The organism is Motilimonas cestriensis, assembly GCF_021295315.1.
GTDB classification, from domain to species: domain Bacteria; phylum Pseudomonadota; class Gammaproteobacteria; order Enterobacterales; family CBDFNC01; genus Motilimonas; species Motilimonas cestriensis.
In genome coordinates, this window is sequence record NZ_JAIMJA010000041.1 from 1 (window position 1) to 13,266 (window position 13,266).

At 50.1% G+C, this 13,266-nt stretch carries 1 protein-coding gene; it reads left to right on the forward strand.

The genetic code is table 11. The features are described from left to right. Window positions 1–13,266: hypothetical protein (locus tag K6Y31_RS21330; RefSeq protein WP_233055059.1), on the forward strand; the 13,266-nt coding region annotated here is incomplete at both ends.

Genomic DNA, 13,266 nt, shown 5'->3' on the forward strand with positions numbered 1-13,266 from the left:
TGGTGGAGTACCAATATAACCGCTTATCGCAGACGGTACGCAAGCGTGAGTATATTGATAATCAGGCGGTGAGTAAGGCATTGCAAGAGGTGCAAGCTGGGCAGACAGAGCAGAGCTTGTATGAATCGTTTGTAGAGCTTGCGGCGGCATTACAGGGCATGGGGGAGGCGAACCTAGAGCTGAATGAGCAGCTCAGTGAGCTCAATGAACAACAAAAACGGGTTGATGATTTGTTGGTCGCTCTCAATGAGCTGTCTCAGGGGATTGCTCAAAGTGAAACGGAAAGCGTACGGCTTGATAAAGAATTAGGCACTAGTACGGCTAAATTGGTGAATTTACAAGGACAGGTTCAGGACGAAGTTGTCCGTTACAATCGACTCAAAAGTACAGTTGAAGGGTTAAGTGCAAAGGTTCGGGAATATGAAATAAAGCTTGGGCTGATACCCGTGCCAGCTCTAATGACAACCAGTCTGTTTGCTGCACGCTCTATGGAAGCCCATAATACGTCAATGATAATGCCGTTAGAGTCTGCAGCGATGTCTGCTGCAGAGGCAACGCAGACTGAAACTGATACGCGCATTAGTGACTCGGTTGTAGAGGCGGTGTTATTTGATTTGGACGAGACTAGAAGTCAGCTTGAAACCCTGTATCAGGACATAGCCAGCCAGAAAACCGATATATTTGCGCAGGCCTCTATCGTTGCACAAAGCAATCAGCGCCTTGAGGCCGCTAGGGCACTTAAAGATAGCAGGGCTACTACTCTGGGCAGCGCCCGTGTAGCGCTGGAGCAAGGAAAAGATAGGGCGAATACGAGCGAAGCTGAACAAACTCGCTTGCAACAGATTTATAACAACGCCATTATGGTTCAGTCAGTAGTAGACAGTAAGGTTCAGCAGGCATTGTTGGCGGAGGTGAATGCCGCCTCAGTTTTGGTGGAAGCCGAACAAATGTGGCAGCTTAGTTTGACTGACAAAGCAACTGCAACGTCAGCGCTGGCACAACTCAACCTGTCGCTTGAAATGGCACAGCAAGCCTATGAAAAGGCGGGCTTAGCTATCGCGGACGCGCAATCTCAGATTAATCTGGAGGAGCCCCTGCTGGCAGAGGCGATTACTCGCCAAAAGGCTGCGGCAGAATTAATTGTATCGCTTAAAGCGCAACAAGAAATCACCACCGAAATGTTGGCAAGTGCTGACCAAGAACTGGCTCAGGCTCGGGTGATATTTGAGGCGGCACAAAAAGAGCATGAGACTCATCAGCAGTTACTGACACTTGCAAGTGAAGCTAAAGTAACGTCAGATGTGTTGCTGCAACAGGCCGAGAGCAATTTAACTCAATCCAGTCAGGCGCTAGAAATCGCGACAACTGAACAGACGTTGGCACTGCAGCAGTTCAATGCTGCAGCAGCTGAGCTAGCCCCTTATCTAGAAGAACAATCCCAGCTCATTGTTATTCGTGATAAGGCACAGGTTAAATTTGATGAAGCCTTCAAAGCGGTCGTTGTTGCCGAGCAAGACCATGACGCTGCCAAAGCAGCAAAGGCTCTGGCCGCTGAAAATGCCGTTGTGGCACTCAAAGCATATGAGAAAGCTGAAGTAGCCCTAGCCGAAGGAATCCGTGAGGGCCTGAGTGCCGAAGATATTCGCTATTTGACATTGGCCCGCAATACTACAATTAATACACGTAATACCACCGCCCATGCACTTGAGAATGCTCAGGCCATTGAACAACAGTTGCTTGAAAAGGCGGTTCAGCTGCAGGCTCCTCGTGAAGATGCCAAAGCGACCCTAGCTCAAGAACAGGCTGTTCTTGACGCCGCGATTGCTCGAGCGGCGAATACCCAACAGGATAGGGACAATGCCTACACACGTCTGAATCAGGCAAATACAGAACTCGACACAGCAATCCTTACTCGGCAAAGTGCCGAGAAAAGGTACGATGACGCACTGGCTAAGACTGAGCAAAACGGTGAAGCACAGATCGCGGCCGAACAAGCACTTGTAGCCGCCGAAGCCGCGCTGCAGGTCGCCAACGACACGTTAACCACGGAGTATACCGCGCAGCAACAAGCGTTGGCTTCTCAATATCAGATCGCAGAGCAGTTAGCCGCAGCCAATGCAGAACAAAAACAAGCATCTACAGCCAAAACGGATGTCGAAAAATCTCTCGCATTGGCCAGTAACACGCTTGCTAAGTCTCAGGAGGTACTTGCTGAGTCAGTAGCTGATGTCTCCAGATTAAGCGCGCAGCGTGTTGATGCACAAGATAGGCTGACAGAAGTGATGATAGCCAGCCAAAGCGCAGGAGCCTTGCTCTCGCAAGCCAGATTTGAAGGGGCTGATACCAAGGCAAACCGGGCTGCAGCCGAGCAAGCATTAGCTGACTCAGAAATAGCGCTGGCTTTTGCAGAAAAAGCGTTCAATCGGGCCCAAGTCGATACTGCAAACGCCCATGCTGATGTTATCGTAGCAACTGCCGCATATGACATGGTAGATGCAGCTTACCAGCAAGCGTTACAAGCCGAGACATTGGCAGCACAAAACTTGGGAACAGAAAATACTGAACTGACAGGGCTTAATGTCGCCCTGGCGACTACAACCGAAGATCTAGATAATTACACTCAACAGTTAGCTGAGCAAGAGTCCCTGTTGGCAGATGTAGTCAGTGAATACGGCGGTCTCAGTGGATATCAGGCTTGGAAAGCAAGGCAGCAGGCATCATACGAAGCCCAGTTTGGTGACCCGGCAGTTGAATTGAAACTGACGGAAATCGACTTACTCAAGAGCCAATTGGACGACTTGAGTCAGGATATTCAGATACAGCAGCAAGCCGTTACAACGCAAAATGCGTTGTTACAACAAGAAATCGATAAACATCAGGTTGCAAAATCGGCACGGGAATCGGCAGCAACAGCAGTGATTAAACGCCTGCAACACCTGCAAGCAGCGCAAACTGAACTGGATGCGCGTCAGCAACTCCTCGATAAGCTTAATACAGATTGGAGTCAGGCTAGGGATGCCCTCACGCAAGCCGAATATCTACAACGAGAAATGGCAGCCGATTATCAACAAAAGACACAGGCCCGTATCTCTGCCCAACAAGATTACGCAGGGTTGCAAAGTGACGCCGTTAACCTAAGCAAACAACTTGAAGCGCTTGCTGCGGCCATTGAACGAGCACAGTTGCAACTCGCTCAGACTCAATCTGGGTTGACGAGAGCAGAAGCAGCAGTAACGAATAATGCATTTGCGATCTCAGAAGCAGAGGCTAGGCTGGCTGCTGCTACTGATGAGGTAACCAGATTAACCCAATTGAGAGATGGAGCCTTAGCGGCAAATATAGTCGCTACTCAGGCGTTAACAGATGCAGAAACAGCACTGTTACAGGCGAACCATGCATTCGCGCAAAGTGAAGCCAATGATAGCGCCAGTGCAGAGCAACTACTGGCAGCACAAGCGCGTTTTAGTAACGCGACGGCTGCATTGACGAGTGCTAAAACGCTTGCTCAGCAAGCCATCGCGACTCAGTCTGCCGCGCAGCAAGAGCTTGATCAGGCAGAAGCCGCGCTGGCACCCCATCTGGCAGAAATTACCAGAGAAGAAGCACTGCGCGATGAGGCGCAGCTAAGCTTCGGTGACGCCGATACCGCATATAAAACGGCAGTTGTCTTATTTACTGATGCCAGCGACTATGCGGTACAGGTCGAAAAGCGAGTATCTGATACACTAGTGGCCCTAAATGATGCGCAGCAAGCCCTGGATACGGCGATTGTCGAAGGCAAACCAGAAGCTGAGGTTCATACACTTAGTCTGCACAGAGATGTGATGCAGGAGCGCCATAACCAGGCAACCAGCGAACTTGATGCTGCGCTGCATGAACGAGACATTCTGGAGCAGGAAATGCTGCGTCTGAGCCTGCCTAGAGCCGCGGCGGAAGAGGCCCTCAATGTTGCGCAGCAGAGAGTCGACGACGCGATACTTGCGTCGGCTCCCACACAGCAAGCTTACGATTTCGCCAGTGCGGCACTGGCCCAGGCAAACAACGAGTTGTTTGCTGCGCAAGCGAGTCTTGCGGCAGCAATAGCAGAAGAAGCCAGCGCAATCACTGCACTCACAGACGCAGAATCAGCGCGTGAAGGTGCCGCCAGTGCATTGATACAGGCTGCTGAACACCAGTTACAGGCAGTGAGTGCGCATGACCAACAGGCTCTGCTGGCAGAGCAGTCTGCACAATCTTTAGCGGCTTCGCAGCAGCAGTTAGACGCGGAAAAATCAACGCTTAAAACAGCTCAGGATGAACTCGCTGCGGTCAATAACGAAACACTAGCGCTTAACGAGCAGGTTACTACTCTGCAAGCCGCTTCTCAATCTCAGGCGCTGGCTTTGGCTAGCCTGCAGGGGGAGCAAACCGCTGCTATTGAACATCAGGTCGTGCTCGGGCTTGCCATTACGGCCGCAGAGCAAACCATTATTACCAGGCAGCAAGCAGAGGCTGACAGTTACGGATTGTCTCAACAGGCCGATAGCCAATTCGCGCAGGCGACTCAAACTCTTGAGATGGTTATTAGCGAGCGTACAAGCTTGGCCGATGCCACATCACAGGCCCAAAATGCAGTAAATCAAGCCGATGCACAGTATCAGGGTGGACTTGTAGTAAAGGCACAAGCAATTACTGACGAAGCTAGAGCATCAGAAGGGGAGCAACAGGCGCGGCAAACTCTGACCACCCTTAATGGATTGCTTGAAGCTTCAAACATCATTTTGACAACTCAGGTAGAAGCGCTGGCACAAAAAGAAACCGCGCTAGAGCTGGCTGCAGCCCCTTATGGTGGATTAACGAGTTATCAGAACTGGAAAGCGAACCAAGCCGCGGGTAATGCGACCCCAGTAGGTGACCCGGATATTGAAATTATTCTCGCTAAGATCGGTGTTGCGGAACAAAGGTTGGCCGAGCTGAGCACAGATATTGAAACGCAACAGGCAGAGCTGAGTAACCAGCAAGTCTTCTTACAACAGAAACAGCAAGAATTTAATAGCGCCAGAGCACTGCGTGAGCAAAAAGCAGATCGTCTTGCCGCGGTTAATGGCCAGCTGAGCCAGGCGGATCAATTGCTCAGGGCACGCGAGCAGACCCTGGCCGAGATGGATGGCGCTTATCAGTTGGCCAAGCAACAAGCAGATGCTGCGAATGCAGCATTGAATGCTGCGCAGCAGCGTAGTGAGGAAGCCGATGAGGCTCGGGCACAAGCTCTGGCCGATATTAGCGCTCGTCGAATAGAAAAAGACCAAGCAGGACAAGCCCTGGCGCAGTTGATAGCTGCCTTACAGACCGCTCAAACTCAATTGGCACAGGAGAAGGAAGATGTTGCCAATGCAGCTATTAGTAGTGAATCGCAGCAAGCCTTACTTAATGAAACCAGTACTAAGTTGGCGCAGTATCATTCTCAGATCGAACAACTTTTACAACAGCAAACTGAAGCGAAAAACGCGCTTGAGCAGGCAGACCGCGAGCTTGCAACCGCCCAATCGAGCCATGCTCTGACCAGCGAAGAAGCTGAACAACTCGCAGGCGAGTTAAACGCAGCTAATGAAGCAAAGCAGGCTACGGATACCGCCAAGGAGCAAGCTAACATCCAACTCGCGACTGCACTGCAACAACTGGAGGCGGCAACTAGCGATCTGAGCCTGGCTGAACAGGTATTTACGGCCGCAGAAACGGCTCTGGCACCTTATTTGGCAGAGCAAGCGCCACTGCAACAGGCACAAACAGGTACCAAAGCCGCCTATGAAACTGCAGTAGCAGCTGTGGTAGAGGCAAATACACGCTATCAGGCTGCCGTGATAGCTACCGAACACGCCAGCCAACAAACAGAAGATGCAGAAGTTGCATTGACCCTAGCGCAGACAGCATTAGACGAGGCCATCGCTAATGGTGAAGCTGCGAAATGGTATGCTCTGACTGTTGCTCGTGATGCGGCAATTAACACACGTAATACGACAGCAAACCAGCTAAAAGAACAGACTGCTGAGCGCAACCGCTTACAGGAAATGGCGCAGGAGCTGCTTACGCCAGAAGCTGAAACACTAGCAGCTTGGCAGGCAGCGGAAGCTTCGCTAAATGCCGTCCTGGTTAAAGCCGAAAGTGCGCAGTTAACTTTTAACGCTGCTAAAGCTGAGTTAGCGCTGGCTGAAGGTGCACATAGTGTAGCGATGACACAGCATAGTTCGACGCTCGATGAAGCCAGTCAGCTTAACAGCGAGGCACAACAAGCAGCGGTAGCAGCTGAATCTGCGCAACAAGCCTATCAGCTAGCCAGCACAAACCTGGCTGAAACTGAAGCTACCCTGGCAACGGTGACAAGCAGTCAAGGCCAGGCTTTTGAGCTGCTGACTAATGTCAATACACAGCTAGCAGAAGCCCAAGCGCAGCAAGGTCAAGCAGAGCTTGATGAAGCTCAGTATCAACAAGGACTACAAAATGCGCAGCGCGCACTCATTGAAGCGAGTACACGGGCAGATCAGCTAACAAATCAGATTGCCCAGCTCACGCTGAATAAACAAGCCGCTGAAACAGGGCGGAATAATGCAACTACTGCATTTACCCAAGCTCAGCAAGCACTGGAAGCCTTGCGCACCGAGCAGGCTTATGCCGCGGCTGATTTAATACAGGCCCAACAGCAACTAAGCCTGGCTAGCGATACTCTCGCCACCGCAGCTGGTAATCAGAAGCTGGCGCAACAGGCGACAGGCACCGCCATCGCGCAGCATGGCGAGGCACTTTCAGCGCAACTAACTGCTGCCGATGAACTAGCACAGGCGCAGGAAGTTGAGATCCGCAGTGAGGCTTTGCTGGCGCAAGCCAGATCAAGTGTCAACTCATTACAAACCCGACTCACCAATGCCAGTGAGCAAATGGCCGAACTGGTCGCCGAACTGGCTCAGAAAGAAGCTGAGCTGGCGCAAGTATTGGTGCCTTACGGCGGCATGGTGGGATATGAAGCCTGGAAGAAAATCCAGTCTGGTGGTAGCAACGCACAGTTTGGTGATCCAAACATTGAAAAAGTGCTGGCCGAAATCAGCGTAATTAAAAATGTACTGATCGAACTTGAAGGCAATATCGCCGAGCAAGGGCTGACTCTGACCGAGCAGCAAACGTTTCTGGCACAAAAGTCCAGAGAGTATGAGTCTGCGGCCCATGTTCAGTCGGTGGCACAGCAAGCTTATGATGCAGCAGAAGCAGCATTATCCCTAGCGAATGAAACGTTACAAAACAGTGAACAGACTCAGGTTGAACAGCTGGTCGCCAGTCAGCAGAGTGTAGAAGCAAAAGTCGCAGCAGAAGCAGCTCTTAACGAAGCAAATAGTCTGCAACAACAGGCTCAGCAAGTGTTGAGTGTAGCAGTAACTTTGGCGAGTCAACTTACGACTGAAAAAGAACAAGCGGAAGTCCATTTGGCCCAAGTTAATAGCCAGCTTGTTGGCGCGGAAACGCGATATCAGCAGCTATTTGATGAAGTGATGGCTGCTGAAGCCACGCTAAACCAAAGTGAAGCGGTGTTGGCAGAGGCACGCATCGCGCTGGCAAATGCAGAAGCGTCACTTGCGCAATTTAAGGGAGAGCAAGAAGCTGCTGATTTAGCGCTGGCGCGGGCAACTTCAGCAGCAACAGAAGCCGATGCTGCACTTGATCTGGCCGTTCAGCAATTTGAACAAGCCAGTGCTGGCGTTTATCTGGCGGAAACAGAGCATAACCTGGCGCTGGCAGAGCAAACCACCGCTAATCAGGCTCTTGTCGATGCTAATGCCTTATTAGCGCTTGCCCAAACGGCGCAAGCCGATGCGACCGTTGCGCTGCAAAGCAGTGAGCAAGCACTGGCTCCTTACCAGGCTGAAATCAACAAGCAAACTGAATTACGCGATAGCGCTCAAGCCAACTATGACTTGGCAGCAGCTGAATATGATGCAGCCGATGCACCTTATCAGCAAGCGATAGTCGATGTCGAAACAGCAGCGCAGGCTGCTGCAGATGCCAGCAAAGCACTGGAAGATGTCGAAATTGCCCTGGCTGATGCTGTCGCAGCCGGTGACCATGGCGCCATTTATGCGCTTACGGTCGCCCGCAACAATGCTGTGACAGCGAAGCAGCAGGCTCAAAATGAACTGAATGATGCGGTTGATTTACGTGACACTCTGCAACAAGACATAATCCGCCTGGGCCCACCCAAAACGGCCGCTGCAGAGGTGCTTGCTATTGCACAGGCGCGGGTAAACGACGCGCTTGCCAATGCGGCGCCAATTCAGGAACAGTTAGCAAATAACTTGCAAGCGCTCACTACCGCTAACGAGCAGTTAACGCAGGCGACACAAGCCAAGAAAGTGGCCGACAGTGTGCTGACGGCGATAAACGAACAAGTGACACTGACAGCGTTTGCGTTAACACAGGCACAGCAGCGGTTAACGGCTAGCCAACAGACAGAGCTGCAAGCTGAAGTTACCGCGTCCCAAAAACAAGTGGAGCAAACCGCTGCGGCTGAGCGGGTTGCCAGCTTGCTTGCACACATTGATGCAGCAGAAACAGCCAAACAAACGGCAGTTGCAAATATCGAACAACTTACAGCACAGCTTGCAGCTGTTCAGTCTTCGCTTGAAGCCGTTACAAACCCCGTGCAGGCTCGCAGTATGCTAATGGCTGCCGTAGCTTCCGATCCGGTTGCAACAGCCGAGCAAGCGCTGGCCGATGCGAGAGCAGCCCTGACGGCAGCGGCAGAAGAGCGAGATGCACAGCAAGTGAATGTTGCCAATCAACGTGTTGAGCAGGAAAACGCGCAGACGGCAGCCAACGAAGTGACAACACAGCTGAATACGGTTAAACAAACCGGTTCAGAGGCCGCTTCACAGCTGGAAAAAACTGAAGCCAGTAAGGCGGATGCTCAACAGGCTTTAACGATTGCAGAGACGGACTATCAGCAAAAAGTAGCCGCTGTGACGCAAGCTGAGCAAGCCTTGGCAAACGCCCGAGTCGACCAGTTACTAGCGGAAAATGCGTTTAACAGCAGTAGCATGACGCTGAGCAACGCCAGTGACGAAACCAGCGCGGCGCAAATAGCGCGAGACCAGGCTGCCAGCACGGTTGATTCACTTAATCAGCGTTTGAGCGCTTCCATCGACGCTCATAAAGTAGTCGATGCTTCACTGGCTCCGAAAGAAGTCAGACTGGATGAGCTACTTATCCCATATCAGGATTTTAGTGGCTATCTCAGCTCTAAAGGGGAAGAGATTGTTGCCCATGCTCAGAAGCAGCACGGCGAAGCAGATAATACCATTGTGGAGAAAGAAGCTCTGGTTAGCGCACTGGTTAGTAAGACAGAGCAGCTTGAAAAAGATATCGCGGAGCAAAAAGGCATTATCGGCGAACAGGAAAGGCTTTGGGGAACGAATAAGAGCGCCCATGAAGTAGAGTTTAATAAGTTAAACGATCTCATGGGGGAAAAAACTTCACTCGATTCCGAGCTAGTCTCGCTTACCAAATCCACTGCAACTGATGGGACTCTAACAGTAGCTAGGGATATAGCTAAAGATGCTCAAAGCGCAGCGATATTGGAACATCAGAACAAAGCTGGCAAGGCTGGACTGGCACAGCAAGCCGTAGAAGACGCTGAAATTAACTATAAAAATAGTCCACAGCATGCAGTAAAGGTGGCTCGTGAAGCAGATATCAAGAATCTGAACGAGAAAATAACTGCCGTTAATAATAACCTTAATGACTTACCACGGCAACAGGCGGCCATAGCAAGCTTTTTACGAACGTTAAGTTTATCGGATACGTCGCAAAATGAACGGGGCATGAGTGGTCTCGTTTGGAGTGATGAACATAAAGAAACGCTAATGATGAAAGTTGATCTAGCTTTCATTAGCCGAATGGATCCTTCGAGTGGGGAGTTGTCCCATTTTAAGACTCAGTTAGAAGCGTTTAGTCGAGAATCCTACAACGTTGAAGAGAAACATAAATCAGACTGGTTAGAAACTAAAGACTGGGATGGCCTCCCAGGTAACCAGCAAGGTATGACAGAGCAACAGAAAAATGAGCTTCGTGCTGCACAACAAGCCAGAATTGCTCGATTATACGCAAGCTGGGAAGACGCTAAATCCACACGAGAGCATATTGATCGTTTAGTAACGCATATTAATTTTCATGGTACTTTACCTTCAGAATTTAGCGCTGAAAATCTAAAGAGCCGAATGTACTCACGCAACGGGTATTATCTCAACCTTGAGCAACAGCTGAGTGCAAGAGTCACTTCACTAAATAATCTTCTAGAAGGAAAAGATGGTCGATGGGATGAGTACCACTCTACGGTGGCAGCTAGAGATGCTGCCAGCTATCAGCACCAGCTGATTCCACAACTCAGAGAGTTGGCCAATCGAGCATACTCTGAACTCACTGATTATACATATATTGAGACAAGAAGAGCTGAACTTCTACAGGAAAAGCAAGGGTATCTTAACGAAATACAGAGCGCCCAACAGGCTATAAAAAATGCGGATGATAAGCTTAAAATTGCTGAACAAGCTGTAAAAGATGCTAAAGAGCACCTTGGCATTGCGAATAAAGCTATGCAGGACGCTTTTGATACATTGATATCAGCAAATAAAAATATGGATGATGCGAAAGACGCTCTCAGCTCGGCGCAAGCGCGTCTGAATGAAGTTGAAAGCAACTTGATTCCAAATATCATCATCGAAATTGGCAAAGCTGAGATAGATGAAGCGAATGCGCTTGAGCCAATTACCAAGGCTCGAGAACTGATCACAACCGCTGAAGGCATACTTACAACAGCAAAATCCGAACTTGACGACAGTAATGGGAAACTAGATGAAGCACGTCATGACCTTGCCGTAGCCTATGAATTAAGAGAAGAAGTTTCAGTACAACTTAAACTGGCCCGCTCTTACTTCTTCGAAGCAAAAGACAAAGTAGGCGATGCCCAGAAAGCGGTGGGTAATGCTGCTGAAAAACTGTCTCAAGATCTGCGTATTAATACCGTCAGTTATGATACTGACTATAAATACGACGCCAGAGGCCAGCTAAAGCGTACATTGTCCGCGGCGGTAACCTATAACGAGCACTCTGAAGTTGGTGATGTTATTACCCGTTATGGTCGTATGGAAACGGTTAACCAATACGACAGCCTCGGGAATGTTATTGCAATTACCACTGCTGCAGGTACTCAGGTTGAAAACACCCAGACCTTTAATTACACGGTATCTGGCCAGCAAACCGACTCGACAGGCCTTGCCGGTAGCCAAGTGGTTTATGATGAGCACAACCAGCCTGTAGTGAATTACAACAGTGAAGGTGAACGACGTGACCGCGTATACGACAAAGAGGGACAACTCAGATATGAAGTGGATGAGCTGGGTTATGTTACCGAACACCGATACAACGGTTTTGGTGAAAAAGTAACACAGCTTAGGTACGGCAACGTACTTAATGTCACCCGCCATCATAATACGGCACTTAAACTAAGTGAAATTGAAGCCTTTACCGTTCATGGCGGCGAAGTGCGTACCTTAACGTTTGATTATAACAAGCAGGGCCTGAAGACCGACACCATACAATCCAGCGTGCGCCCGAGCAAAGCAGAGCGGGTAACCGATATCCTAGCATATAACGCTTTTGGTGAAGTGGTGAACACTCGCCGAACTTATGACACTGGCGTTAACTGGAGCAGCCTGTCTGAGCAGGAGTCTATCGCCCTGGCCAGCCATATTTATGATGCTAGTGGCAACCTGTTGGCCAGCCGTGACGGCGAGAACTACATCACCGTTTACAGTTACAACAAGTTTGGCGAACTGGCAAAAAAATCTGAATACAAAGAGCGTTATACCGGTAGTTGGGATCTGGCCAGCATCAACAGTTGGCGAGCTAGCAACGACGCCCAAGAAGATAGTTACCAGTACGACAATCGGGGTAACCGTAATCAAGTGACCCGTCATAACGTCAAATATGCAATGCATACCGATACCGGGGTAACTACCGTTATCAATGACCTAGTCTCAACCATGTACTACGACCTAGCTAACCGGAACTATTACACCGTGACCGAAGCTGGCGCCGCTGATCCGTCTACCCATGGCACTAATGCAAATGCCGTAATTAACGAATATGACGCCTTAGGACGTTTGGTGAGTAGTTGGGGTAAAGAGCGTGATTATTTAGTCGCAAACGCTATCCTGGCTACTCCGTCAGAGCGTAAAATTGTGCAACCCGACCGTCTTTCTGGCCGTCAGCGCACCGATTACAGCTATGACGCTCACGGTAATCAGATCAGTATCCGCAGCGAAGGCAGAGTCACGTATCAGTACTATGATGCTGAAGGGCGCCTCACCGGTCGTCGCGATGCCGAGGGTAACTATGTAGCCATTGAAACCGACGCCATGAACCGCATTACCAGTGAGCGGCAGCTAGTATCTGTTGGCGGGGAGCTGTCCTACCGCTACGAGCGTGTTACTGAATATAAATATGATGCCACAGGCCGTCAGACGGAAACCTGGGTGTACGGTGACAAAGGGATCCGCAAAGAAGAGGCTGTATATAATGCCTTTGGCGAAATAGAACGTAAGTTGAGTAATGACACGCTTCAGGAGCAGTTTGAATATAACGGTTTTGGCCAGGTTACTGCGGCCGATAAAAAAGGCGTGAGCTATCTGTATGATTATGACAGCCTCGGCAATGTCACCAGAGAGACCATAGGCAATGCGCGTACTCTGGTGCGGGATTATGACAACCTAGGGCGTCTGAAAACAGAGCAGGGCATCGCCTTTGAGATCAATGCGACAGCTGCTGAAGTGTGGGTGCCGCTAACCAGCATGGAATACGACCGCTGGGGTAATATGAAGTATCAAACAGTTAATGGCGTTACCACCCATTATGGTTATGATGGTAACAACAATGTGATAGAGCAGCGTGGCCCGAGTGTTGTTTACTACAGAGAAAATGGCGAGGCCGCACGTGGTGAAGTACAAACCAATTTTTACTATGATGCTAGCGGTAATCATATCGGCACCAAGCTGAAAAATGGTGCGTTGCATCGCAGCTTCTACGATGCGTCAGGCCAAAAGCTAAGAGACCTGAGTGGCAGTGGTGCGGAAAAACACTACTACCATAACGCCCGTGGTGACTTGATTGCCACCATCAGTGCCGATGGAAAGGGAGAGCAATTCTACTATAACAATAACGGCCAGTTAGAAAGCCGTGCCAGAGTGA